The sequence below is a fragment of the Streptosporangium sp. CA-115845 genome (assembly GCF_050943795.1).
Taxonomy (GTDB): domain Bacteria; phylum Actinomycetota; class Actinomycetes; order Streptosporangiales; family Streptosporangiaceae; genus Streptosporangium.
This window is the reverse complement of the sequence record NZ_CP191988.1, coordinates 1183594-1208174: the sequence shown is the minus strand read 5'-3', so window position 1 is coordinate 1208174 and position 24581 is coordinate 1183594. Positions and strand designations below refer to the sequence as shown.

The 24581-nt window shown below is 68.2% G+C and carries 29 protein-coding genes; 21 read left to right on the top strand and 8 right to left on the bottom strand.

Annotation, left to right across the window (positions count from 1 at the left end):
- Positions 1 to 304: 304 nt before the first annotated feature.
- The 8 genes from ACQP0P_RS07875 (at position 305) to ACQP0P_RS07840 (ending at position 7380) form a co-directional block, all read left to right on the top strand.
- Positions 305 to 748, top strand: a complete 444-nt coding sequence (locus ACQP0P_RS07875; RefSeq protein WP_433372897.1) for a VOC family protein — start codon at positions 305 to 307, stop codon at positions 746 to 748.
- A 6-nt stretch (positions 749 to 754) separates the two neighbouring features.
- Positions 755 to 1657: a pyridoxamine 5'-phosphate oxidase family protein gene (locus ACQP0P_RS07870; protein WP_433372895.1), complete on the top strand. Its 903-nt coding sequence runs from the start codon at positions 755 to 757 to the stop codon at positions 1655 to 1657.
- Positions 1654 to 1800: a hypothetical protein gene (locus tag ACQP0P_RS07865; RefSeq protein WP_433372892.1), complete on the top strand. Its 147-nt coding sequence runs from the start codon at positions 1654 to 1656 to the stop codon at positions 1798 to 1800. The genes ACQP0P_RS07870 and ACQP0P_RS07865 overlap by 4 nt, the downstream gene beginning before the upstream one ends.
- Positions 1797 to 2222 (top strand): nuclear transport factor 2 family protein, encoded by a 426-nt coding sequence (locus ACQP0P_RS07860; RefSeq protein ID WP_433372890.1) that lies wholly within the window; start codon positions 1797 to 1799, stop codon positions 2220 to 2222. The genes ACQP0P_RS07865 and ACQP0P_RS07860 overlap by 4 nt, the downstream gene beginning before the upstream one ends.
- A gap of 93 nt (positions 2223 to 2315) precedes the next feature.
- On the top strand, positions 2316 to 2825 hold the full coding sequence (locus tag ACQP0P_RS07855) for a (2Fe-2S)-binding protein (protein ID WP_433372887.1): 510 nt from the start codon (positions 2316 to 2318) through the stop codon (positions 2823 to 2825).
- Positions 2822 to 5233 carry a xanthine dehydrogenase family protein molybdopterin-binding subunit gene (locus ACQP0P_RS07850; protein WP_433372884.1) on the top strand — a complete coding sequence of 804 codons (2412 nt, stop codon included), beginning with the start codon at positions 2822 to 2824 and terminating at the stop codon, positions 5231 to 5233. Before ACQP0P_RS07855 ends, ACQP0P_RS07850 begins: the two co-directional genes overlap by 4 nt.
- Positions 5230 to 6099 carry an FAD binding domain-containing protein gene (locus tag ACQP0P_RS07845; protein ID WP_433372881.1) on the top strand — a complete coding sequence of 290 codons (870 nt, stop codon included), beginning with the start codon at positions 5230 to 5232 and terminating at the stop codon, positions 6097 to 6099. The genes ACQP0P_RS07850 and ACQP0P_RS07845 overlap by 4 nt, the downstream gene beginning before the upstream one ends.
- A 414-nt stretch (positions 6100 to 6513) precedes the next feature.
- Entirely contained in the window at positions 6514 to 7380 is an 867-nt protein-coding gene (locus ACQP0P_RS07840; RefSeq protein WP_433372878.1) for an SRPBCC family protein, read from the top strand.
- Positions 7381 to 7467: 87 nt separating this feature from the next.
- On the opposite strand, the gene ACQP0P_RS07835 is transcribed toward ACQP0P_RS07840, so the two are convergent.
- Together ACQP0P_RS07835 and ACQP0P_RS07830 are read right to left on the bottom strand one after the other, a co-directional pair.
- Positions 7468 to 8607, bottom strand: coding sequence for a hypothetical protein (locus tag ACQP0P_RS07835; protein ID WP_433372876.1), 1140 nt, complete (start codon positions 8605 to 8607; stop codon positions 7468 to 7470).
- On the bottom strand, positions 8607 to 8996 hold the full coding sequence (locus ACQP0P_RS07830; RefSeq protein ID WP_433381737.1) for an RNA polymerase sigma factor: 390 nt from the start codon (positions 8994 to 8996) through the stop codon (positions 8607 to 8609). Before ACQP0P_RS07830 ends, ACQP0P_RS07835 begins: the two co-directional genes overlap by 1 nt.
- Positions 8997 to 9118: 122 nt before the next feature.
- On the opposite strand from ACQP0P_RS07830, the gene ACQP0P_RS07825 reads away from it, so the two are divergent.
- Positions 9119 to 9454, top strand: a complete 336-nt coding sequence (locus tag ACQP0P_RS07825) for a helix-turn-helix domain-containing protein (protein WP_433372873.1) — start codon at positions 9119 to 9121, stop codon at positions 9452 to 9454.
- Between the two features lie 132 nt (positions 9455 to 9586).
- On the opposite strand, the gene ACQP0P_RS07820 is transcribed toward ACQP0P_RS07825, so the two are convergent.
- The 3 genes from ACQP0P_RS07820 to ACQP0P_RS07810 all read right to left on the bottom strand — a co-directional run bounded on the left by ACQP0P_RS07820 (position 9587) and on the right by ACQP0P_RS07810 (position 10562).
- Complete coding sequence (locus ACQP0P_RS07820) at positions 9587 to 9796, bottom strand: DUF397 domain-containing protein (protein WP_433372870.1); 210 nt, start codon at positions 9794 to 9796, stop codon at positions 9587 to 9589.
- Between the two features lie 98 nt (positions 9797 to 9894).
- Positions 9895 to 10305: an ATP-binding protein gene (locus ACQP0P_RS07815; RefSeq protein ID WP_433372867.1), complete on the bottom strand. Its 411-nt coding sequence runs from the start codon at positions 10303 to 10305 to the stop codon at positions 9895 to 9897.
- Positions 10302 to 10562, bottom strand: coding sequence for a hypothetical protein (locus ACQP0P_RS07810; protein WP_399528628.1), 261 nt, complete (start codon positions 10560 to 10562; stop codon positions 10302 to 10304). The genes ACQP0P_RS07815 and ACQP0P_RS07810 overlap by 4 nt, the downstream gene beginning before the upstream one ends.
- A gap of 239 nt (positions 10563 to 10801) precedes the next feature.
- Between ACQP0P_RS07810 and ACQP0P_RS07805 the strand changes: the two genes are divergently transcribed.
- From ACQP0P_RS07805 to ACQP0P_RS07785, 5 genes are all read left to right on the top strand, one after another.
- Positions 10802 to 11653 carry a helix-turn-helix domain-containing protein gene (locus ACQP0P_RS07805; protein WP_433372863.1) on the top strand — a complete coding sequence of 284 codons (852 nt, stop codon included), beginning with the start codon at positions 10802 to 10804 and terminating at the stop codon, positions 11651 to 11653.
- On the top strand, positions 11650 to 11877 hold the full coding sequence (locus ACQP0P_RS07800) for a DUF397 domain-containing protein (RefSeq protein WP_433372861.1): 228 nt from the start codon (positions 11650 to 11652) through the stop codon (positions 11875 to 11877). Before ACQP0P_RS07805 ends, ACQP0P_RS07800 begins: the two co-directional genes overlap by 4 nt.
- Before the next feature lie 161 nt (positions 11878 to 12038).
- Positions 12039 to 12323: a hypothetical protein gene (locus ACQP0P_RS07795; RefSeq protein ID WP_433372858.1), complete on the top strand. Its 285-nt coding sequence runs from the start codon at positions 12039 to 12041 to the stop codon at positions 12321 to 12323.
- Positions 12310 to 12990: an Eco57I restriction-modification methylase domain-containing protein gene (locus ACQP0P_RS07790; RefSeq protein ID WP_433372856.1), complete on the top strand. Its 681-nt coding sequence runs from the start codon at positions 12310 to 12312 to the stop codon at positions 12988 to 12990. Before ACQP0P_RS07795 ends, ACQP0P_RS07790 begins: the two co-directional genes overlap by 14 nt.
- A 120-nt stretch (positions 12991 to 13110) precedes the next feature.
- Positions 13111 to 13503, top strand: a complete 393-nt coding sequence (locus ACQP0P_RS07785) for a RidA family protein (RefSeq protein WP_433372853.1) — start codon at positions 13111 to 13113, stop codon at positions 13501 to 13503.
- Positions 13504 to 13507: 4 nt separating this feature from the next.
- Here the strand turns inward: ACQP0P_RS07785 and ACQP0P_RS07780 are convergent, their stop codons facing one another.
- The 3 genes from ACQP0P_RS07780 to ACQP0P_RS07770 form a co-directional block, all read right to left on the bottom strand.
- Positions 13508 to 14779, bottom strand: a complete 1272-nt coding sequence (locus ACQP0P_RS07780) for a DUF5937 family protein (RefSeq protein WP_433372850.1) — start codon at positions 14777 to 14779, stop codon at positions 13508 to 13510.
- Positions 14780 to 14981: 202 nt separating this feature from the next.
- The gene (locus tag ACQP0P_RS07775) at positions 14982 to 15449 is read right to left on the bottom strand and encodes a hypothetical protein (RefSeq protein WP_433372847.1); all 468 of its coding nucleotides are present in this window, start codon (positions 15447 to 15449) and stop codon (positions 14982 to 14984) included.
- A gap of 311 nt (positions 15450 to 15760) precedes the next feature.
- Entirely contained in the window at positions 15761 to 18175 is a 2415-nt protein-coding gene (locus ACQP0P_RS07770; protein WP_433372844.1) for an FdhF/YdeP family oxidoreductase, read from the bottom strand.
- 432 nt (positions 18176 to 18607) lie between these two features.
- On the opposite strand from ACQP0P_RS07770, the gene ACQP0P_RS07765 reads away from it, so the two are divergent.
- From ACQP0P_RS07765 to aroQ, 7 genes are all read left to right on the top strand, one after another.
- Positions 18608 to 19156 (top strand): hypothetical protein, encoded by a 549-nt coding sequence (locus ACQP0P_RS07765; protein WP_433372841.1) that lies wholly within the window; start codon positions 18608 to 18610, stop codon positions 19154 to 19156.
- A gap of 85 nt (positions 19157 to 19241) precedes the next feature.
- Entirely contained in the window at positions 19242 to 19625 is a 384-nt protein-coding gene (locus ACQP0P_RS07760; RefSeq protein WP_433372838.1) for a hypothetical protein, read from the top strand.
- Positions 19626 to 20223: 598 nt separating this feature from the next.
- On the top strand, positions 20224 to 20943 hold the full coding sequence (locus tag ACQP0P_RS07755; protein WP_433372835.1) for a CPBP family intramembrane glutamic endopeptidase: 720 nt from the start codon (positions 20224 to 20226) through the stop codon (positions 20941 to 20943).
- Positions 20944 to 20957: 14 nt separating this feature from the next.
- On the top strand, positions 20958 to 21323 hold the full coding sequence (locus tag ACQP0P_RS07750; RefSeq protein WP_433372832.1) for a PadR family transcriptional regulator: 366 nt from the start codon (positions 20958 to 20960) through the stop codon (positions 21321 to 21323).
- On the top strand, positions 21320 to 22081 hold the full coding sequence (locus tag ACQP0P_RS07745; RefSeq protein WP_433372829.1) for a hypothetical protein: 762 nt from the start codon (positions 21320 to 21322) through the stop codon (positions 22079 to 22081). Before ACQP0P_RS07750 ends, ACQP0P_RS07745 begins: the two co-directional genes overlap by 4 nt.
- A gap of 541 nt (positions 22082 to 22622) precedes the next feature.
- Entirely contained in the window at positions 22623 to 23900 is a 1278-nt protein-coding gene (gene iscB, locus ACQP0P_RS07740) for an RNA-guided endonuclease IscB (RefSeq protein ID WP_433372826.1), read from the top strand.
- Positions 23901 to 23987: 87 nt separating this feature from the next.
- A complete protein-coding gene (gene aroQ / locus ACQP0P_RS07735; protein ID WP_433372823.1) occupies positions 23988 to 24440 on the top strand; it encodes a type II 3-dehydroquinate dehydratase in 453 nt (150 codons plus the stop codon).
- Positions 24441 to 24581 lie beyond the last annotated feature (141 nt).

Here is a 24581-nt window from a genome sequence, read left to right as displayed (position 1 = left end):
GGCGCCAGGCGGCCGCACCTCTCATGTCGCCGTATCCGGTGACGTCTGCCCGTACGCCTGGCAACGTCGCGCTTTCCTGACCGCGCACCAAGGTGACGTCGCCTCCGGTGGTTACCCGCTCCCACCTGTCGCGCGTCCATTCGGCGGGCTCTCCCCTCGGCTGCTCTCCTCATCCGGCCTACCCCAGCCCACCAAGAGTGATTTACGTCATATTTTTCTAACGTGACAAATGTCGATTTTGCGTTAGATTGCGGGCAGTAGAGCTAACGGATCGAGCCGTTAGAAAACGTGGAGGAGAGATCAAATGACCTTCCAGACCGACCACGTCGGCCTCAACGTCTCCGACCTCGACAGGTCCAAGGACTTCTACCTGAAGGTCTTCGGCTTCGAGATCTTCGGCGAGTCGGACCAGCCGGACCGGCGCTACGCCTTCCTCGGTCTCGACGGGAAGCTGGTGCTCACCCTCTGGCAGCAGAGCGAGGGCAGCTTCGCCACCGGGCTGCCGGGCCTGCACCACCTGTCCTTCCAGGTGCCGGACATCGAGGCGGTCCGCCGAGCCGAGACCGTGATCCGGGAACTCGGGGCCACGCTCCACCACGACGGCGTGGTCCCGCACGGCGAGGGTGCCTCCTCGGGCGGCGTGTTCTTCGAGGACCCGGACGGCATCCGGCTGGAGATCTTCGCGCCCAGCGGCGCCGACGAACGCCCCGCGCCGACCAGCGGCGCCCCCACCTGCGGCTTCTTCTAGACGACCGTGGAGCACGGGGGAGAAATCGCGGTACAGCGCAGGACCGGGGTCCGCGCGGTGGCACTGGGCTCGGCCAGGACCCGGCCGGAGATCCCGGCGGTGGCGGCCGAGTTCCTGGGACGGCAGCGGATGCTGCTGATCGGAGCCGCGGGGCGGGACGGGCTCCCGTGGGCGACGGTCCTGACCGGGCCCGAGGGGTTCGCCAGGGTCACGGACGAGCGGACCGTGGTGATCGACACGCTGCCGGGCGAGCACGATCCGCTGGCCGGACTGGACGAGGGTGAGATCGGGATGCTCGCGATCGAGCCCCTGACCAGGCGCAGGATGCGGGTCAACGGCACGGTCCGGCGGGACGGCGGGCGGCTGGTCGTCCACACCCAGCAGACGTACGCCAACTGTCCCAAGTACATCCAGGCTCGGGACATCGTCGCGGAGGTCACCGGACCGGCCACCGGCCCCTCCTCGGCGACGGCGTTCAGTGACGGCGACCGGGCCTGGATCGAGGGTGCCGACACGTTCTTCGTCGCCACCTCGGCCCCCGGCCTCGGCACCGACCTGTCGCACCGGGGCGGCAACCCGGGATTCGTCCGGGTGCTGGACGAGCACCGGCTGGTCTGGCCGGACTACGCCGGCAACCTGATGTACATGACGCTCGGCAACCTGGAACTGGACGAACACTGCGGCCTGCTCTTCCTCGACTGGGAGAACGGTGACGCGCTGCACCTGACCGGGCGGGCCCGCGTCGACTGGGAGCCGGGCGACGTCCCGGGGGCACAGCGGCTGGTCGGGTTCGAGGTGGACCGGATCGTCCGGGTCCGGGGGGCGAGCCCGCTCCGCTGGAGGTTCAGGGAGTACTCCCGCCACAACCCACCGGCGCACGCCGCGGACGGGGCATTGGGAAACCCTTGACGGGGTCGTCGTGGACCGGGCGGCGTGTTCGTCGCACCCGGCCGTCCGACCTGGACGATGATCGGTTGGCGTACGTCGCCGAACCCGACGCCCCGCTGATCGACGCGGGCGAGGAGGCCGCGGAAGCCATGGAGGAAGTGTGATCTTCACCGAGGAGACGGCCAGGGCCAAGGTCCAGGCCGCCGAGGACGCGTGGAACACGCGCGACCCCGAGCGGGTCTCGCTCGCCTACACGCCCGACTCCCGCTGGCGCAACCGGGACGAGTTCCTCACCGGGCGCGCGGAGATCAGGGAGTTCCTGGCCCGGAAATGGGCCGGGGAGCAGGACTACCGGCTCCGCAAGGAGCTGTGGACGTTCGGTGGCAACCGCATCGCCGTGCGGTTCCAGTACGAGTGGCACGACGCGGGCGGCCAGTGGTGGCGCAGCTACGGAAACGAGCTGTGGGAGTTCGCCGACGACGGGCTGATGCGGCGCCGCGAGGCGAGTATCAACGACCTCGGAATCGACGAAGCGGACCGCCGTATTCTCGGCGACCGCGAACCCGGGGAACTTCCGCTGGCCTGAGACCAAAGGGTTGACCGGGAAAAACTGGGGCGTAAGTTCTCATTTATCGGTTCTCACTTCTCCTGTACCCCTGTGGTTGCTCTTGGAGGACGTATGCCCCGAATCACCGTCAACGTCGATGGAATCGCATACGAGGAGGAGGTCGAGCCGCGCCTCCTCCTCGTTCACCTGTTACGAGATCGGCTGGGCAGGACCGGCACGCCCATCGGCTGCGACACCGGCAACTGTGGCGCCTGCACCGTGATGCTCGACGGCAGGAGCGCGAAGAGTTGTTCAGTGCTCGCCGTGCAGGCCGACGGGAGCGATGTCGTCACGGTCGAAGGCCTGGCGCGGGGAGGCGAGTGGCATCCCATGCAGCAGGCCTTTCACGAAGAGCACGCCCTGCAGTGCGGGTACTGCACCCCTGGCATGATCATGGCGGCGATCGACCTGCTCAGGGACGACCCCGACCCGTCGGAGGAGGCGGTCCGCGAGGGGCTGGAGGGCAACCTCTGCCGCTGTACGGGGTACTGCAACATCGTCAGGGCGGTACGGCGCGGCGCGGCGGAGATGTCCCGGCGGAGCGCGTCCGAGTCGTCCGCGCAGGAGGTGCCGGCGCCATGACCGAGCAGCTCATCGAGAACGACCGGCTGAACGACCCGTCCGCCCACGAGGTCGGCAGGGCGCGCAGGCGCAAGGAGGACGCCCGGCTGGTCACCGGCAGGACCACCTGGACCGACAACATCCAACTCCCCGGCATGATGTACGTGGCCTTCCTGCGCAGCCCGATGGCCCACGCCAGGATCACCCGCGTCGACACCTCGGCCGCGAGCGGTCAGCCGGGCGTGGTCGCCGTCTACAGCGGGCGCGACTTCGCCGGCGAGCAGGGCAGCCTGCCCTGCGCCTGGCCGGTCAGCGAGGACATCGTCATCCCCGACCACCCGCCCATGGCGGTGGACGAGGTCCGCTACGTCGGCGAGGCGGTGGCCTGCGTGGTCGCCACCGACCGCTACAAGGCGGCCGACGCGCTGGAGGCGATCGAGATCGACTACGAGCCGCTGGACGCGGTGCTCGACATGACCGAGGCGCTCACCGAGGGGAGCCCGAAGGTCCACGAGGCCGGGAACCAGGCGTTCACCTGGAAGTTCGCCGGGGGCGACATCGAGGAGGCGTTCCGCGACGCCCCCGTGGTGATCGAGCGCACCTACGTGCAGCAGCGGCTCATCCCGACCGCCATGGAGCCTCGCGCGGTCGTGGCCACCACCGACGGCGACACCTTCACGCTCTACTCGTCCACCCAGATCCCGCACGTCCTGCGCGTCATGCTCGCGCTGACGACGGGCATCCCCGAGCACAAGCTGCGGGTGGTCGCCCCCGACGTGGGCGGCGGCTTCGGCTCCAAGCTCCAGGTCACCGCCGAGGAGGTGCTCGCGCTGCTGCTGACCCGCAGGCTGGGCAGGCCGGTGAAGTGGACCGAGTCCCGTTCCGAGGGCAACCTGACGGTGCACCACGGCCGCGACCAGCTCCAGCGGATCTCCGTCGCCGCCGACCGGGACGGGCGGGTGCGGGGCGTCAAGGTGGACCTGCTCGCCGACATGGGCGCCTACCTGATGCTGGTCACGCCGGGCGTGCCGCTGCTCGGCGCGTTCATGTACAACGGCATCTACAAGATGGACGCCTACGACTTCACGTGCACCGGCGTCTTCACCACCAAGATGCCGACCGACGCCTACCGGGGCGCGGGCCGCCCCGAGGCGACGTTCGCGATCGAGCGCGCCATGGACGAGCTCGCCCACGAGCTGGGCATGGACCCCGTCGAGCTGCGGCGCCGCAACTGGATCACCCACGCGGAGTTCCCGTACACCACGATCTGCGGGCTGACCTACGACTCGGGCAACTACGAGGCGGCGACCGAGCGGGCCCTGGCCCTGCTCGGCTACGACAAGCTCAGGGCCGAGCAGGCGGACCGGCGCGACCGGCGTGACCCGGTCCAGCTCGGCATCGGCGTCTCGACGTTCACCGAGATGTGCGGGCTGGCGCCCTCGCGGGTGCTCGGCAGCCTCAGCTACGGCGCGGGCGGCTGGGAGCACGCCTCGGTCAGGATGCTGCCCACCGGCAAGGTCGAGGTCGTCACCGGCTCCTCGCCGCACGGCCAGGGACACGAGACGGCCTGGAGCCAGATCGTCGCCGACGCGCTGGGCGTGCCGTTCGAGGACGTCTCCGTGCTGCACGGCGACACGTCCGTCTCGCACAAGGGCATGGACACCTACGGCTCCCGCTCCCTGGTGGTGGGCGGCGTCGCCGTGCTGGCCGCCTGTGAGAAGGTGAAGGACCGCGCCAAGGAGCTCGCCGCGCACCTGCTTGAGGCCTCCGCCGACGACATCGAGTTCGCCGACGGCACGTTCAAGGTCCGGGGCACCGAGGCGGGCAGGACCATCCAGGAACTGGCGCTGGCCACCTTCGCCGCGCACGACCTGCCCGACGGCTTCGAACCCGCGCTGGACGCCGACGCGACCTTCGACCCGGACAACTTCTCCTTCCCGCACGGCACCCACCTGTGCGCGATCGAGGTGGACACCGAGACCGGCGCCTCGAAGATCCGGACCTACGTGGCGGTCGACGACGTGGGCTCGGTGGTGAACCCGCTGATCGTCGAGGGCCAGGTGCACGGCGGCATCGCCCAGGGCATCGCCCAGGCACTGTTCGAGGAGGCGGTCTACGACACCGAGGGCAACCTGCTCACCACCACGATGGCCGACTACCTCATCCCTTCGGCGGCCGACCTGCCCGACTTCGTCACCGACCGTACCGAGACCCCGGCGACGACCAACCCGCTGGGCGTCAAGGGCGTCGGCGAGGCCGGGACCATCGCCTCCACCCCCGCCGTGGTCAACGCGATCGTCGACGCGCTGCGCCCGTACGGGGTGCACGACGTGCGGATGCCCTGCACCCCGGAGCGGATCTGGCGGATCGTCACCGAGGCGGACGCCACACGTCGGCCGGGAGCGGCCGCCGAGGGAGGAGACCGATGATCCCCGCGTCGTTCGACTACGTCAGGCCCTCCTCGGTGGAGGAGGCGTGCCAGGTGCTCGCCTCCGGCGACGACGTCAAGGTGCTGGCCGGCGGCCAGTCGCTGCTGCCGCTGCTGCGGCTGCGGCTGGCCTACCCGTCGGTGCTGGTGGATCTCGGGCGGTTGCCCGGGCTGCGCGGCATCGAGGACCGGGGCGACCACGTGTTCATCGGCGCGCTCACCACCCACGACGAGGTGCTGCGCTCCGGGGTGATCAGGGAGCGCGTCCCGCTGCTCGCGCTGGCCACGGCCACGGTGGCCGACCCCGCGGTACGGCACCGTGGCACGTTCGGCGGTTCCATGGCCCACGCCGATCCGGCGGGGGACCTGCCGGCCGTGGCCCTGGCGCTCGACTGCGTCTTCGTCGCCCGCTCCGTCGACGGCGAGCGGGAGATCCCCGCCGCGGACTTCTTCGTCGACTACCTGGAGCCCGCGCTCGAACCCGATGAGGTGCTGATCGGCGCCCGGGTGCCGGTACTCGGCCCCGGGTGGGGTTTCCACTACGAGAAGTTCCACCGGACGGCGCAGGCGTGGGCGATCGTCGGCGTCGCGGCGGCCGTACGGCGGAGTGGCGGGGCCGTCGAGGAGGCCAGGATCGCGCTGACCAACATGGGCCCCACCCCGGTGCGGGCGAGTGCGGTGGAGACGGCGCTGCGCGGGGTGGACCTCGCGCCCGTGGGCTCCACCGGCGCCGACCCCGTCGGGGAGGCGTGCGCCGAGGCCGACGACGGCACCTCGCCCCCCTCGGACCTGCACGCCAGACCCGACTACCGTCGCCATCTGGCCCGGGTGCTGACCCGCAGGGCGGTCAGGGCCGCGAGCGGCTGAATCCCGCCGTGACGGGGTGAGAACCCGCCGGGTTCTCACCCCGTACCTTCCGACGGACCTGCGAGTGTCCTCGCCATGATCGGCGATCACCCGGGAGCCCGAGAGCGCCTTCCCGTCCCTCGGGCCGGAGCACCTCGCCCTGTATCCCGCACGCGCCCCTGATCGACCTGGGGTGATTACCCGCCGTACTGGACCAGATATAGCTGATGACCTACGACAATGCGGCGCATGCGGAAAACGGGCCGCACGGGAGGGCGAAGGCATCATCCCCGCCCGGAGGGGCAGGGGGGGAACGAACGCCGACCGACACGTACCGGCGTGTGGCGGTCAACCAGCCCCGTAGCGGCATACTGGTAATACGCCCCCGTGTAGTCGTAATGTCGCAACAGCGACCGACCGACAAGGAGCGGATCGATGGCGATGCGGTTCGAGCACGAGTTCACGGTTCCCGTGCCGATCGAGCAGGCGTGGCCGGTGCTGTTCGACGTCGAGCGGATCGGCCCCTGCCTGCCCGGTGCCACCGTGGACCAGGTCGAAGAAGACTCCTTCACCGGCAGGATGAAGGTCAAGGTCGGGCCGATCACGGTGACCTACCGGGGCCGGGCCTCCTTCGAGAAGGTGGACGAGGACACCCACTCCATGACCATCAAGGCCTCCGGCAAGGAGGCCAGGGGCTCGGGCACCGCCGGTGCCACGGTCGTCGCGCGCCTGCACCCCGAGGGGCGGAACACCAGGGTCACCGTCGACACCTCCTTCAACGTGACCGGCCGCCCGGCCCAGTTCGGCCGGGGGGTGATGTCCGAGGTCGGCGAGAAGCTGATCGACAGGTTCGCGGCCAACCTCTCCCTGCTGCTGGGCGAGAGCCCCGGCGTGGAAACCGCCGCCGGGACGCCTGCCGAGACGCCGGGCACGGGCGGCTGGAGTGCTCCCTCCCAGCCCGGCCCGGACGACGAGGTTCCGGTGGTCTCGGCGGCCTCGGGCCCCGGCCCCGCGACCCCGGCCGGCCTGGAGGAGCTGAGCGGGGCAGGAGCGGGCGCGTCCGGGCGGCATCTCAGCGCGGTGCCGACACCGCCCGGCCTCGTCGTCGACGAGAGGTCCGGGTCCCGCCAGAGCCATCCGGCGGGCACCTCACGCACCTCGCTCAGCCCCGACGAGGAGGCCATGAACCTCCTGGAGGTGGCGGGCCTGCCACTGCTCAAACGCATCGCCCCACTGGTCGCCGCCCTGGCGGGCATCATCCTGATCGCCTGGCTGGTCAGCCGCGCCCTGCGCCGCCGCTGAGTATCCGGTTTGATCGTTCGACGGGAAGCGCACGTCGCCCTCACCCTCCCGTCGAACGACCTCCGGCGAGAACGCGGCGGCAAGCCGCTAACGGACGCACCTCCGCCGCTCGCAGTCTTCGGGGAGCACGGGGGCCTCGTCGGTCCAGCCCATCGCCAGGAACACGACCTCGAATATGACCGACTTCTGCGGCAGCCCCCTGAAGTCGGTCAGCGAGCCCTTCTGCTGCGGATCCGGCTTCAGCAGCACGCTCCGGATGGCCGACAGTTCTCCCGTGGCCCGGTCGATCACCACGTGACTGTCGATGAAACCGTTCTGGAACGCCCTGGCCACCGTCACCGTCCGCCCGTCAGCGAGGACGCGGGCACCGGGAACATCCGCCAGCATGCGATAGAGCGCGGCCCGCACAGCCGGGGAGATCGGTGCCTCGTCCAGGATGCCGGTGCCCACCGCCCAGAGCCATTCATCCCTGGTCATGACCGGTTTCTCTCCCGTGACCGGTTTCTCTCCCGCCCATATCGTTCTGGCCGGGAAGGCGGACCATGAGCCGAGCAGCTCCGACCTGAGCGCCACCGGATCGTCCGGCAGCCTCATGAACTCCAGCATGTTCAGGTCGGCCCCGAGCAGGCCGCCGCGGAGGTATTTCGCTTTCTGCCCCGAAGACGGCACGTACTCCGTCTGGCCCGGCCGCAGGAAGCCGCCCGCACAGTCCTCACCGCCCTCGCAGAGCTCCGGCGAACCCGCGCGCCTCCATTTGGCCAGATCAGCCGCTGTCACCGGTTTTATGCCGATGAGCCGACGCTCTGCGACCTTGGGCAGGTCAGTGCCGCTCAGCCACCTGGTCCGGCGGTCACGTTCATCCACGAAGTAGCTCTTGTCGATCTTCAGGCGACGGGTGACCTCCGTCACCGTCCGCCAGTAACGGCCGCTCTCGGGTTCGGTCCGCCCAGCCATCAGGTCCGCCGCGATCTCCAGATCCGCCCTCGGACCCACGGCCGGAGAGCTGGTGACCGCCTCCAGCCGTGGCAACACCGTCACCGTCACGACGACCGCCGCCGTGGCCACCGCCGTGATCACCCACCCGAGCCGCACTCCGAAGCGTGCCGTGGACCTCCGCCGGGGCCGCCGGCCGCCGTTCAGCACCCTGGCTCTGATCTCCGCCGTCCTCGCCGGATCGGCGAGCGGCGCATCCGGCATCACCTCGTCGATGAGCTTGAACTCCTTCATCAGACCTCCACTCCCAGCGCGTCGCGCAGCCTGGTCCTGGCCCGGCTGAGCCGGGAGGCCACCGTGCCGTAGGCGACCCCGAGCGCCTCGGCGACCTCCTCGTAGGTCAGCCCGCCGTATGCGATGAGCAGCACCACGTCCCGCTCACCCTTGGACAGCCGGGCCAGCGCCCCTGACAACCGGCCGACCGTCACCCCCGCCGTGACCCGCTCGGCAACCCGCTGATCATGGCCGTCGTCGTCGGGAGGCGGCCCGGTCCTGGCCAGCGCCCGGTAGCGGCGGATCTCGGCCCGGCGGTGGCGGCCGATCAGGTTGGTGGCGATGCCGTACAGCCAGGGCCGGACCCCGCCCCTGGCCGCGTCGAACCGGCCACGCCGGTGGAAGGCGATCAGGAACGTCTCGGCGGCGACAAGTCCGGCGACTGGTCGGGCTGGTACCGCAGAACCATCCCCCGCGCGGAAGAGCTGTACGAGGAGTATCTGAAAGAGCGAGAGGCAGAGGAGAAGGACCGATGACGAACTTTCCCAAATGGAGCGACATCCGCACGGACATCGTCGCGAGCTCCGATGGCGAGGAAGCCGTGACCGAGGTGAGGCGACGCAGTCAGGCCTACATCGACGGTTATCGGCTGGCCGAGCGGCGGAAGACACTGGGACTGTCCCAGACGGACGTGGCCGACCGCATGGGCGTGACCAAAAGCCGGGTCTCACAGATCGAGCGTGGCGAGGTGTCCACCGTCGAGGCGATCGCCCGCTACGTACAGGCCCTCGGCGGACAGATCCAGATCTCGGCGGTGTTCGGCGACGATCTCTACATCCTGCGTGGCACCGACCCTCATGCCGCATAGCCGGTCCACCACAGCAACACCCAGAGCAGCGGACCCGGTGAATGTCCAGGCCGGTGAGTCAAACAGCAGTGGGTCGGTAGTGATGCAGGACGTTGCCGGAGCCGAAAGTCATGGTCTTCAGCCCGTACCTCTTCAATAAGAGTCGAACTCGTGGTTCTTGACGCCGCCGATGAAGGCCGCCCACTCGGCAGGGGTGAACACGGCGGTTCCGGCATCGGGATGGTTGGAGTTACGGACGGCGACAGCGCCACCGCTCAGGAAGGCGACCTCCACACAGTTGTGGTCACTACCGCTGAGGCTGCTCTTGCGCCAGGTGGCATTGGACAGATCTGATCGGGACACGCCGCCGCCCTCTCCTGTCGTCACAGTTCGTTGGCCATGTCTTCAATCCTCTCGCGGAAAAAAGCGTGGCTCCAGGGCCATCGGGCGCTCGGAACGCGCTACCGGCCATCCGAGGAGGGCAGCAGTGCCCATACCGCGCGGCGGCCGCCGTCGATCTCGCGTACTCCCCACTTGGCCGAGCACTGGTTGACCAGCCACAGGCCGCGCCCGCCGAAGCTCTCCGGATCCGGCTCGCGCGGCTCGGGGAACGTCGCCGCACCGGAGTCGATCACTTCGATGTGGATCAGCTGCTGTCCGGCGTCGAGGACGTGCAGGGTCAGGGTGCCGTCGCACCTGCCTGAGGCGGTGTGCCTGATCGCGTTCCCGACCAGCTCGGTGACCACCAGCAGCACATCGTCCACCGAGGCGCACCCCGCCGCCGCCAGTACCGCGCCGACGCAGTGACGCGCCACCGGCACCGAGCACTCCACCCCCGGCAGCGTGATCGTCCCCAGCAGCCCGGCCGTCACCGCGCCACCATCTCGTGGATGCGCCGCACCGCGTCCTCGTCGAAGGCCGCGATCCACTGGTGGCGGCCCCGCCCCCAGGCGAAGATCCACTTCTTCCCCCTGAGCAGGGCGAGCACCCGAAGCGGTCCTGACTCGCGCCGCACCGCCACGTACGGCTCCTGGGAGGCCGGGAGTTCGATCCTGACCCCCACCTCCAGCTGGCGGAGCCCCCACGCCAACCGCACCAGGTGAAGGTACTGCTCATGCGAAGACGACACCGTCATAAATCCTGCCCTTCATCAGCGGAACGCCGGATCGGGAGACAGATCCGGCAATACACCACGGAGTGTGCGCAGGTGACTCCGAAACGTGTTTACATGCCGTGCCCATAATGCGTCCCGCGAACCCGTTTTGCAAGTGCGATCCGCATACAGCGATATGAATATGCAGCTTGCCTGCACGGATGGCTTACGGAAGGCTGCGGAGAGTCGCGTTGTCGTGGAGGGCCGAGGTTCCCGTGGCGAGTGAGAGAGAAGAGAGCCCGACCGTCAGGCGTAGACGGCTCGCGGCGGAGCTGCGCCGACTACGCAAGGAGTCCAACCTGACCACCGGCCAGGTGGCGAAGGCACTGGAGGTCTCCCAATCCTCCGTCAGCCGCATCGAAACCGCCCGCCAGGGCATCAAAATCAACGATCTACGTGCCCTGCTCACCCTCTACCAGGTGCCGGAGGACAAGGCGACAGACCTGCTCAACCTCGCCCGGCAGGCTCGTCAGCAAGGTTGGTGGCAAGCATTCGGTGACGTGGTTCCCGAGTCCTTCCAGGCATTCGTCGGTCTCGAAACCGAGGCACGACAGCGTTGCTCCTACGACGTGTCGCTGATCCCCGGCCTGCTCCAGACGCCGGACTACCACCGCGCGTTGGTTCACGCCGAACTCATCAGCCGCACGTCCGAAGAGGTTGATCGAAAGATCCAGTTCAGGCTGGCGCGTCAGCAGCAGACACTTGGCAATGATGCCCTTGAGTTGTGCTTCATCATGGACGAGGCGAGCCTTCATCGGCTTCCGGGCAACATCAAGGCGGGTCAGCTGTCCCAGCTTGTCGAGGCATCTGAGCGACACAACGTGAACCTTCACATTCTCCCGTTCGGCACCGGGATACATGCGGCCATGGATGGAAGCTTCGTAATTCTCAGATTCGGTGCACCGGACCCTGATGTCGTGTACTTGGAGACCCAACTATCCGGCCTGTATCTGGAACAACCCGCTGCGATTCGCCGATATAACCTGGTGTATGACGATCTACAAGCAAAGGCGCTGGACGCCCGCGCGTCCCGCGACCTGCTGACAAAACTAGCCAAGGAAGCGTGAGCGTAATCAACGGCATCCACCTGAACATGAAGCTCGAATTGTCCGCAGCTGACTGGCGCAAGTCCAGCCGAAGCAACGCCAGCGGTGACTGTGTGGAGGTCGCCCGCTTGAGCGGCGGGCAGATCGCCGTGCGCGACAGCAAGAACCTCCACGGCCCGGCTCTAATGTTCGAGGGCGTGGTCTTCGCTGCCTTCCTGAAGGCTATAAAAGCCGGACAACTATAAAAAATCATCCCTGACGAAAACTCTCTGTATAGGGATGATCATCAGCACTCGGGACCGGACATCGAAGTCGCCAAGGTCCGCCCGGCCTGGGCCGCACAATCCGATCGCATCGAGCATGCACCATGCATGCCGTTCACCACACCGGCGGGGAATGCGGCATCGTGAAGACTCTTGCCCTGGACATCGACCTCGTCCCCCGAGCCGCGCTGGCCGACATACCTGACGAGGCGGTGGAGCACGGGGAGGTGTTCACCCGTAAATGGGTTGTCGAGATGATCCTTGACCTCGTCGGCTACCGTCCAGATCAGGATCTTGCCCTGCTCCGGCTCGTCGAGCCCGCCTGCGGCAGTGGGGCGTTCCTCGGTGTGATCGCAGCGGGTCAGCGCCTCATGCCGCAAGCACGGGCGAGACATCACAGCCACCCTGGACGCGGTGCGGGCCTTTGACCTTCTTCCTCGGAACGTGGCCGCGTCCCGCGCTCTGGTCGAGCGCGTTCTGACGGCGGAAGGCTGGGCGACCGATGACGCCTTCCGCGTGGCTCAGACCTGGGTGCGACGAGCCGACTACCTGCTTGAGCGGCCTGCGGGCATCCCTGGAGTGGATGTCGTCGTCGGTAACCCGCCCTACATACGTCTGGAGGACCTGCCTGAGGAGCGAATGAGTCTCTACCGGGCTCTATGGCCCACGATGGTGGGGCGGGCGGACATCTACGTCGGCTTTTTCGAGGCCGCTCTCCGCTCTCTCCGTGCGGGAGGCCGGCTCGGGTTCATCTGCGCGGACCGATGGATGCGCAACCAGTACGGCAGGGAGCTCCGCAAGCTCGTCGGTGATGAGTTCGCGCTGGATGCCTGTATCGCGATGCACGACGTCGACGCTTTCGAGGAGCAGGTCGCGGCATATCCGGCGGTGACGGCGCTACGCCGGGGTGTTCAGGAGAATGCGCGGCAAGACGCTCCGGTTCCAAGCTCAGTACCTTCGACGCATCCCTTTGCCGGCCCCTGCGGCGATCACTCCGACGCAGCGGGAACGACTGATCACCGCCTTCGGAAACCGCGACGCGGAGGCCGCGACATCGGCGGCTCTGGACGTGTACGGCCTCACCGAATGGCCTGACTGACAGGGCTCATGGATCGACTCAAGTGAGGTGTCCGTCCTGCGGGGGGAACTCACTGCGATTCGATGAATCCTCGAAGTGTTTGCGACCCGGGTGGCCGCGTACCTATCGTCGCCGCCATGGAAACCCCCCTGATCCAGCCCATCGATCCCGCGACGCTCCCGGCCTCGACGGACAACTACACGCATGGCACCCTGGTGGCCGATATCCGCCGCACCGTGTTCGTCAGCGGCCAGGTCCCCTGGGCCAGTCAGGGCGAGATTCCCGAGGACTTCGACTCCCAGTGCCGCCTGACGTGGCGCAACGTCCTCGCCGTACTGGCCGAGGCCGACATGGGCGTACGGAACCTCGCCAAGGTCACCACGTACCTCTCCGACCGCGTGTACCGGGAGGCCAACAGCCGCATCCGCCAGGAGATTCTCGGAGACCACTGTCCTGCTCTCACCATCATCATCACCGACATCTATGCCGAGAAATGGCTGCTGGAAATCGAGGCGATCGCCGTCGAGTAACCGATTACCCGATGTGCGTGTCCAGCAGGTGCCGGCCCAGCGGAGTCAGCTCGTGCCGAGCCGTTCGTGCCACCCGGGTGGTGACGACCAGCCCGGCACGTCGCAGATTCGCCATATGTGTCGAGGCGGTCGCCGGCGTGACGCCCAACGCCGCGGCAAGGTCCGTGGTGCCACAGCCGGAGCGATCGGCAAGAGCCCGCAATACCGCCGCCCGGCGCTCACCGATCGCCCCGGCCAAACGCCCGTCCGGCCAGTCGCGCCCACCGTTGTCACGCCAGAACGCCCCGGCCGTGCGCGCCGGATAGAAGAGCATCGGCTGCTGCCGGTCGTTGAGCTGCCGGTGCACACCATCGGTCAGGAACATGCTCGGCACCAGAACCAGCCCACGGCCGCCGAGAGCGAAATCGGGCGCGCCCGGCCCGTCGAATCCCAGATACGGATACTTCCAACGCACATGCGGAGGGCACAGAGTGGCAAGCATGGCGTCCACGCCGTGCCGCGCCGCGAGCTGTGCGCGATAGGCCACATCCGCCGCCAACTGGACGTGCAGCCGTGGCCAGTCGGTGGCCAGCACCGCTTGGTGGAACGCCGTGAAAGCGTGCCTTAACGTTCGCCGACCGCGGTCGGGATGGTGCAGTAGCGTGTCGACGACCACCGGAACGGTCTCCAGCATGCCGGCGAACGCGGCAGTGTCCTGTTGCACCGGCATGGACGGGTCGTCAAGCGCCGCGTGGAGTTCATCCTCGAACGACATCGAGCCGGCGGAAGGCTGCGGCGTCAGAAAGTCCGGCAGATGCCGGGTGTGCGCCGAGCACAGTGTCACCACCGGCCGAGCCACCGCGGGCAACGCCGCACGGCTGGCATGACGCCACGCGGCCAGGCCGGGCGGCGGTTTCGGCAGTCCGAGACCACGCGCCGCCTTCAGCGTTTCCTGAAAGGGCAGGATGGCGAATCGGACACGGCCGAGATCCGAGTCGGAGAACACCAGGCGCGGCATACGCCCAAGGCTAGCGACATGGATATTCAGCTCGGGCATGTAACCGATCGCGCTGCCGCGTGGAATGTCGTAGCCGAAGGCCCGGTAGCCGTAGACGCTCCGCCTGCTGCCGTCCTTGGCGATGCTGGTGATGTCGACGAGGTCGGCCTCGGCGCGCCCGGACTCGGTGAGGAAGACCCGCTCGCGGGCCGGCTGGTGGATCCGGAGCGGCATCCGGACCCTGCGGTTGAAGTCCTCGAACCCGTCGAGGACCCGGGCCATGGTGTCGCGGATGCTCACTCCACACCGGGAGGATCACCGGCACCGGACCGGACAGCCAAGTCGCCAAGATCCGCCCGGCCTGGGCTGCACGGCAATGCTGCACCAATGTCCCGCGTCGGAAATTCGTTGGCACAGTAGAGGGCCTATCCCAGCTCAAAGCAGCTGGTCAACAGCATCCCAGATCATACCGAATATTCGGGCGAATTTCCGGTGCAGGACACTAGCAGTAGAAGCTACCGTTGAACCAGTAGTTATAGTACTTCACGTCCTCGGCTTTGGTCAGTCCCATGAACGGGCTGTTGCACCCGACGACGACGTCTCTGGCCTCGGCGAGGAGATCATTCCCGGCGGTGTCCTCCTCCCATACCTGGATCGTCACCTTCTGACCCACTGGGAATCTAAGAAGGTTCGACGACGGGATGTTGACCTGCTTGCCCTCATCGGATTCGTTGACGTCGATCGTGCCCGAAATCGGAGCGTAACGCTGAGTGCCCCCATTGTGTATAACGTCGATAAAGACCTCGTCGCCGTTGCTCCAGGTCCCTTCCTCATCCACATCCTTGACAAACAGGGAAAGGCTGATGCGGGCATCGACTGCGGCGTTCGCGGGAGTCGCGCTGGTGAAGATCAGCGACCCGAGAATGCCTGCTGCTGCGAGAAAAGAACCAGACGTGGCACGCGTTATCATGGTTTCCTCCTATTTTTGCCTGATCAATCAGGACGAGATTTCCACGGCCCTCTTGGAGGGGGCTTGTAGAAGGCTAGGAGGCCACTGAAGACATTGGAATCTGGCTTCGTCTCGAACGATGGCGGGGTCAGACTGGGTGTTATGCAAGGTGGATGGGCTGGAGAGCCGGTCGGTCCGGATGCGTGGGCCACCTGCCGAGAGCTGACCTCCGCGGGCAGCATGTTCGCGTTCCTGGCCGAGCATCGCGAGACGTTGTTTCCGGCCGTCCCGTCCGCTCCACTCGGTGCCCGCCGTCACCTGACGGCGTCCACTCAGCCACGCACGGCGCCTCCACCTCGCCCGGCCACCCCGGTCACCCCGGCCTGCTCCGCGCCGCGGGCCGCGCGTCCGGCCATCGGGGTGATCTCGACGGTGAGGTGCTTGGCCAGCGGCTGCCCGCTCTGCGGGCTGAAGTCGACGAGCGCGCAGAGCACGTTCAGCTCGGGCATGTAGCCGATCGCGCTACCTCGCGGAATGTCGTAGCCGAAGGCCCGGTAGCCGTAGACGCTCCGCCTGCTGCCGTCCTTGGCGATGCTGGTGATGTCGACGAGGTCGGCCTCGGCGAGGCCCCGGTCCCGCATGTCGTCGCGGTTCATCAGCACCAGGGTGCGCAGGTTCTCGACGCCCCGGTAGCGGTCGTCGTCGGAGTAGACGGTGGTGTTCCACTGGTCGTGGGAGCGCACCGTGCCCAGCGTCAGGCGGCCCGCCTCCGGGATGACGTTCGGGATCGGAGCGGTGGAGAACTCGGCGCGGCCGGACTCGGTGAGGAAGACCCGCTCGCGGGCGGGCTGGCGGATCCGGAAGCCCAGCGGCATCCGGACCCGGCGGTTGAAGTCCTCGAACCCGTCGAGGACCTGGGCCATGGTGTCGCGGATGCGGTCGTAGTCGTCGACGTACTCCTGCCAGGGCGTGGCGCTGTCCGGCAGGGTCGCCCGCGCCATCCCGGCGATGATCGCCGGTTCGGAGAGCAGCTGCCGGGAGGCCGGGTTCCGCATGCCGATCGACAGGTGCACCATGCTCATCGAGTCCTCGACCGTGACCCCCTGCAGCCTGCGGCGCTGCCAGTCCTTCTCGGTACGGCCGAGGCAGGGCAGGATCAGCGCCTTCTCGCCGTGCACCAGGTGGCTGCGGTTGAGCTTGGTGCTGACCTGCACGGTCAGCTCGCAGTTGCGCAGCGCCTGGAAGGTGCGCGGGGTGTCGGGGGTGGCCAGCGCGAAGTTACCGCCCATGCTCACGAACACCTTGACGTCGCCCCGGTGCATCGCCTCGATGGTGCCGACGGTGTCCAGGCCCCAGGCCCGCGGCGGGTCGATGCCGCACACTTCGGCCAGTCGGGAGAGGAACCGCTCACTCGGGTGGGAGTCGACCCCGCAGGTGCGGTTGCCCTGGACGTTGCTGTGCCCCCGAATGGGGCACGGACCGGCGCCCTCGCGGCCGAGGTTGCCGCGGAGCAGCAGCAGGTTGACGATCTCGCGCACGGTGTCGACGCCGTGTTCCTGCTGGGTGAGGCCCAGACACCAACTGATGATGGTGCACTTGGAACGCAGGTAGACGTCGGCGAGCTCGCGAATCCTCGCCTCGGCCACGCCCGACTGGCGCTCCAGCTGCGGCCAGCCGGCCTCGGCGCACGCCCGCCGGTAGTCCTCGAAGCCGTGCGTGTGGTTGTCGATGAACCCCTGGTCGATGGCCTTCGGGTCGGTCTCCGCCGCCTCGAACACGGCCTTCGCGACCCCGCGTAGCAGCGCCAGGTCGCCGCCGATCCTCGGTTGCACGTTGAGGGTTCCGGTCCTGGTGGCGTGGAAGGTGCCCATCGCGAGAAGCTCGTGGGGCACGATCGTCTTTCCGGCCGCCGCCTCGATCAGCGGGTTGATGTGCACGATCTGGGCACCGCGCTGGTACGCGTCGACCAGCGCGGTCAGCATCCGCGGCGCGTTGGAGGCCGCGTTGGAGCCGAGCAGGAAAAGCGCGTCGGCCCTGCCCCAGTCGTCCAGGTCGACGGTGCCCTTGCCGGTGCCCAGCGCGGCGGTCAGCGCCCGGCCGCTCGCCTCGTGGCACATGTTCGAGCAGTCCGGCAGGTTGTTGGTGCCGAACTCGCGGGCCCAGAGCTGGTAGAGGAACGTGGCCTCGTTGCTCAGTCGCCCGGAGGTGTAGAACGACGCCTGGTCCGGGCTGCTCAGCTTCCTGAGCGTCGAGCCGACCAGCTCGAACGCGTCCGGCCAGGAGATCGGCAGGTATTTGTCGGATTCCGGGTCGTAGGCCATCGGCTCGGTCAGCCTGCCCTGGTCCTCCAGGGCGAAGTCGCTCCAGCCGGACAGCTCGGTGACGGTGTGCTCGTCGAAGAACCGGCGCCCGACGCGCTTGGGGGTCATCTCCCAGGTGACGTGCTTGATGCCGTTCTCGCAGATGTCCAGGCGCAGGCCCTTCCTGTCGTCCGGCCACGCGCATCCCGGGCAGTCGAAACCGTGGTTCTCGTGGTTCATCCGGAAGATCGCCCGAGTCCCCTCGATCGGCTCCCTCGTCCTGGCCAGCATCTTCCCGACACTGAGCGCCGCGCCCCAGCCCGCCGCCGGGTGCCGGTAGTCACGCCTGGAGAAGGGCTCTCCGGTGTTGGGCCCACGTCCCCGCGCCGGAACCCCCGGCATCCCCTGTCCGAAGTTCTCTCCTGCGGCAAAAATGTCGTCGGCCATGAGTGGTCCCCCCCGGGGTGGCGCAGTCGAGCCCGACATGCGTTCACATGCCGCGATATTTCCGGTCTACCGCCCCCGCCCCCACCCCAGCCCCAAACAACCTTCCGGCCTTCCCCAAGCTTGGACCTCCAGGCCCCCAAAGGGGTGACCCCGTTTTCACACCCGCTCCCGCCCGCCGCGTGGCATCGCGCGCGGCGAAAGGCGGTTCGCTGGCGCGGATGGTTGGGCGGGAAGGAATTCTCGGCGCATTCTTTGCCGACCTTAGCCCCCATCTTATTGGTGCAAGAAAATGGGATAGACATAGCAAAACGCCAGGTCAAGATGCATTCACATCGTACAGATCCGCGAATATAGCCAATCGGGCGCGGGTACGGTGCGTATGGCTCTTACGAAAAAGGTGCGCGCACCGAAAACGCTGAAGGGGAAACCACTATGACGACAACCACGGAGCGCCCCGCACCCACCGAAGCAGTCGGGCGCGAGGGTGATGAGCGGGCCCTTGGGGCTCTCCTGCTCGCCGCACTGATGCGCCGCCGTGGGGAGAGCGAGGAGAGCGGGATCGAGCACCCGCTCATGCTCGCCGCGCTCATGCGCCGCCGTCAGGAGGGCGGAGAGGGCATCATCGACCACCCGCTCCTGCTCGCCGCACTGATGCGCCGCCGCGGGGAGAGCGAGGAGAGCGGGATCGAGCACCCGCTCCTGCTCGCCGCGCTCATGCGCCATCGTCATGAGGAGGGCGGAGAGGGCATCATCGACCACCCGCTCCTGCTCGCCGCACTGATGCGCCGCCGCGGGGAGAGCGAGGAGAGCGGGATCGAGCACCCGCTCCTGCTCGCCGCGCTCATGCGCCGCCGGAGGCAGCGCGGTGGGGGTCTGGCCGAGAACCCGCTCCTGCTCGCCGCGCTCATGTGCCGCCGTGGGGAGGGCGAGGAGAGCGGGATCGAGCACCCGCTCATGCTCGCCGCGCTAGCGGGCCGGTAGCAGGCACAGGTAGAACACCGTCCCCCGGTTACCACGGACCCAGCAACCGGGGGACGGCACACATCAACCATGAAGGGGGCACACCATGGCGGTGGAGAACGCTGACAAGTCGGCCGGACATGAGCCGGGGGAGTCGCTGATCGACGATCTCATCCGCGACATATTCAGCGAGGCCGGCCAGTCCACGAAGTCCCGCGCACGCGGTGGAGACTCCATGGCCGCCTTGATCGAAACGGCCATCGCATCGGCACCGAGCGCAACGCCGATGGCATCGATCGTCGAAAGACTCCTGGTCACACAGGTCCTCGCGTCCGCCTTGGCCGATGCTCTCGCGCCCGCGCTGGCAGAGGCGCTGACTCCCGAGATCATGAAGACTCTGGGGCATCACCCCACCGGGGATCGAACCGGTGGCGACACGGCTTCGGCGAGCAGGCAAGCCCAGCCAAGAAGCAGCAGAAGAAAGGCATGAAACATTCGCGCGGTCAGAACAATGCCTCCGGAGGGGGCGCTCCGGCTCCGAGATGAGGAGGAGCGCGCGACGCGCGGGTCCGGATAGCTGAGGCGGGGAAAGGCGTGCGGGCAGGATGTGCCATCCGTCGCAGGCATCACACCGCGTATGGGCAGGGAGAATCGTGCGGGCCACCGCCCCGTGTGCGGCCCGTCGCCGGTCAGCGCTGGTGATCCGCGGCGAAATCGCGTTTGGCCGGTTCAGGGCATGAAATCGGCCCCCTGACCAGGACCCGAAACGATCTCTTGCGAGCGTTCCGGGGAAGCTACGTCGAGCTCCACCCGGAGAAGACTCACGGTCAGGCCGGAGATGCGGTTGCAGAGGGTGCCGGGAGCGGCGCCCAGGGACTTGTCGATCGAGGTGATGCCGAATCGAGGTTGGGCGGCATGTCGCGGGCGGCCCGGATGCCCTCGGGGACGTACCGCAGCCGACTGCCGGAGGTCTTCACGCCCTTACCGGTTCCGCGCCGCACCCTTGAACGCCTTCACTGCAACATAGGTTGTATATCTAACTAGCTTGCTCTACGGTCTAGATAGCAGAGCACCTATGGAGGCCCCCCTTGTCATCCCCCTTGACGCTTGTCCTGACAGTCGTCCTCGTCGGCTACCTGGCCGCCGCCACCCCCCTGCTCGGCAAGCACACCTACGACAGGCTGGCCCGCACCCGTGACCAGGACCCCATGGCCTACCGCCGGATGGTCACGGTCTGGAGCGCCGAGCTGTGGATGCTGGCCGCCGTGGCGCTGCTCATCGTCGCCGTGGAGCCGAACCTCGACGCCGCGGACATCGGCCTGGTGATCACGGAGCCACTGGACGACACCCTCGGCACGATCGTCGGCTTCCTGGTCGCCGCCGCAGTCGGCCTGCTCGTCTTCAAGCGGCTGGCCGCCAAGGGCAAGCCCGTCCCCGGCCAGCAGGCCTTCAACCATCTGCTGCCGCGCACCACGGTCGAGCGCTGGTACGCCGCGGGCCTGTCGGTGACCGCCGGCGTCACCGAGGAGATCGTCTACCGAGGTCTGCTCATCGCGGTCGGCACGGGCGCGCTCGGCCTGAGCACGGAGGTCGCGGCCTTCGGTGCGCTGGCGGTGTTCGTCGCCGGCCACCTCTACCAGGGCCGGCGCGGCATGCTCTCGGTCACCCTGGCCGGCTTCGGCCTGACCGTGCTCTACCTGAGGACCGGCAGCCTGCTCATGCCGATCCTGTTGCACGCGCTGATCGACCTTCGCGGCCTGGTGTTCACCCCGCAGCCGCGACGTGAGCTAGTCGGGCACGCAGGCTAAGTAGGATCGCTACCATGACGAGCGACCGACGTGCGAGCTGGCTCAAGGGCGTGCTCGACCTGCTGGTTCTCGCCAGCCTGACGGCCGGCGAGAACTACGGCTACGAGATCGCCAAAGACCTCGCCGAGACCGGCCTTGGTCAGATCAAGGGCGGCACCCTCTACCCGGTGCTCAACCGGCTGGAGGAGGCGGGGCTGGTCACCGCCGAGTTCCGGGTGACCGAGCGCGGGCCTGGCCGCCGCTACTACCGGCTCACCGACCAGGGCAGGCAGACACTCGCCGAGCAGGGCAGGCTCTGGCTGAACTTCGACGAGTCGGTACGCGCCGTACTGGCCAAGGGCCACAACGAGACGAGTTCACCTGAAGGGAGGCTTCGATGAACGGCCACGTTGACGAGACCGCCGGTGGCTACTTCGACGAGCTCGCCGTGATTCTGGCCGAGGCGGGCATGCCCGCCGACCGGGTCAGGGCCATGCTGGACGACCTCGGCGGCTACCTCGCCGAGAGCGGCAGCGGCGACCCCGAGGAGGAGTTCGGCCCGGCGGCCGAGCTGGCCCGTGAGCTGGCCGTCACCTCGGCCCCGCCCGCCGCGGACGCCCGTACCTGGCGCTGGACCGCCGACCTGTTCCACGATGTCAAGACGCTCAACGAGTACGGCGCCCAGGGCTGGGAGGTCGACGGGATCGACGTGAAGGGGCTGTTCGTCAGCATCCGGGACCCCGAGAACCCTCAGCAGTGGGAGTACCGGAGAGAGCTGGTCTCGCCCGGCCGGCGCCAGAGCGTGCTCGACCTGCTCGCCCCCGACGGCTGGGAGCCGTGCGGCAGGTGGGTGTGCTTCGAGTACTTCAAGCGGCCCAAGGCCGCCAGCCTGGGGCCCGCCGCGGAGCTGGCCGCCCCGCCGCGAACGCCGAGGCGCAACATCTTCCTCAGCCCGAAGTTCTACGCTTTGATCGCCGGCCTGCTGGTGCTGACCGCGGTGGCCCTGGTGCTGCTGCTGCGGGTCGCCGAAGCGGAGCTCGACACCTTCGACGGCAGCCTCGACACCATCCTGGGCCTGCTCACCGGAATGGCCGTGAGCGCGCTGGCCGTGATGACCGCGCTGTGGCTGGCCGCTCGACGGCACGGCAGGAATCGTTGACTACCAGCCGATCGAGTATGGCACCCAAGTACCCGGGGAGTGCGGCCGTTACCCGCTCTCGGCCCGATGCCCCCTGTAGGATGCCGCCGGGATGCCGTGGAAGCGAGAGATTGCTCCTCGACCTGCCAGCACCGCGGGTCCCGCGGATGAGCGAGAATGATCCCCGTCAATGACCCCGGCCTGAAGGCCAGGGCTTGAGGTACCACACCGCGCACCGATAGCCCCGCGTTGACCAGCCCGAGTCATCACGAACTGGAGGTGCAACCAGATGACTACGTTGAACACAAGATCGCAGACCGACCTTGGGGTGCTTCCTCAGCCCCAGGCTCTCGAATCCGTGGGAGCAGACACGCCCGAGGGTGGGCACGAAACGGCTCACGGACACCGCCTCGCGGCGGTACCTGGTGTTCAACCTGGGCGAGGGGAGACCGGCCAGGCCGCACCGCCGGGCCGGCGTCACCCCGAGGGCGCCACGGCGCCCGAGGGAGCGGGCAGTTCAGCCCACTCGGCCGTGTTCGTCCTCGACAGGCACGGCCAACCCTTGCAACCCACCAGCCCGGCCTACGCGCGCAAACTGCTGCGTTCGGGCCGGGCCGCGATCCACCGCCACACCCCGTTCGCCATCCGGTTGCGCGACCGTGCGGCCGCCGACTCCACCGTCCACGGTGTGCAGGTTGGTATCGACCCCGGCAGCAAGCACACCGGCATCAGCGTGTTCCGCGCCGACAGTGCCGGCCGTAGCGGCCTGTACAGCATTCAGCTCGACCATCGGGGCGGGCGGATCCGCGACAGGCTCACCGCCCGTGCCGCGTTGCGCCGGGGCCGCCGGGGGCGGAACCTGCGCTACCGCGCCCCCCGGTTCAACAACCGCACCAAACCGAAAGGGTGGCTCGCGCCGTCGCTGCGCCACCGCGTCGACACCACCATGTCCTGGGTGGTCCGGCTGACCCGGTGGGCGCCCGTGGCCGCCGTCCACGTGGAAAAGGTCTCCTTCGACACCCACGCCCTATCAGCCGGGAGGCCATTGGAAGGCGTGGAATACCAGCAGGGCACCCTGGCCGGGTACGAGGTCCGCGAATACCTGCTGGCCAAATGGGGGCGCACCTGCGCCTACTGCGGCACGACCGGTGTGCCGTTGAACCTCGACCACATCCACCCCCGCAGCCGGGGCGGCTCCGACCGGATCAGCAACCTGTGCGTGGCGTGCATCGCCTGTAACCAGGCGAAGAACGCCACGCCGGTCGAGGAGTTCCTGGCGGATCGACCGAAGGTGCTGGCGCGGGTCCTCGCCCAGTCGAAGACCCCACTCAGGGACGCGGCGGCCGTCAACGCGACACGGTGGGCACTGTGGCGAGCCTTGAGCGCCACGGGCCTGCCGGTGGCAGGCGCCTCCGGTGGGCGCACGAAATGGAACCGCTCTCGCACCGGCGCGCCGAAGTCGCACACGTTGGACGCGTTGCACGTCGGCGAACTGGAGACCGTGATCGCCTGGCCGCCGGTGGTCCTGGTGGTCACGGCGACCGGGCGCGGCACCTACGCCCGCACCACCCCCGACCGATACGGGTTCCCCCGCCTTGTCCGGCCACGGAGCAAACGCCACCACGGCTTCCAAACCGGCGACCTGGTTCGCGCGACCGTCCCGGCAGGCAAGAAGGCCGGGGTTCACGCCGGGCGAGTCCTGGTCCGCTCTTCTGGCTCGTTCGACATCACCACCCGGCACGGCCGCATCACCGGGATCAACCACCGGCACGTCCGTCATCTTCAACGCGCGGACGGCTACGGCTACACGACCCAGAAAGAAGCCGATCGACATGACTGACCTGTCAAGGCACGCCCGGGCCTTGGCGGCCCTCCCACTCCCGATTCCTTCCCGGCCTGAAGGCCGGAGCATCCTCGGGAGGTTCTAGTGACCGGCGTATACGTGCTCAACGGCCCGAACCTGAACCTCCTCGGCACCCGCAGACCCGAGGTCTACGGCACCATGACGCTGCCGGACGTCGAGGAACTGTGCCGCGAGGAGGCCACCCGGCTCGGCCTGGACCTTCTCTTCCGTCAGTCCAACCACGAGGGCCGGCTGATCGACTGGATCCACGAGGCCGGGGCGCGCGTCAAGGCCGGTGAGGTCATCGGCGCGGTCTTCAACCCCGGGGCCTACACCCATACCTCGATCGCCCTGCACGATGCCATCGAGGGCACCGAACTCCCAGTCGTCGAGGTGCACATCTCCAACGTGCACCGCCGCGAGTCCTTCCGCCACCACTCGTACATCTCCCCCGTCGCACGCGGCACCATCGTCGGCCTCGGCGTGGACGGCTACCGCCTCGCCATCGACGCCCTGCACAGGATGTCCCTGACGTAGGGGACCACAGGCTCCGCGGGTACGCCGCTTTCGACCTTCCACCCCGCACAGCCCTGTACCGATGAGCGGCCCCCGGCCCACCCTCGCCGCGCTTGATCCTGGCCGGCGTCAGACGGTGGCGGACCGGTCGAAGCGGGACTG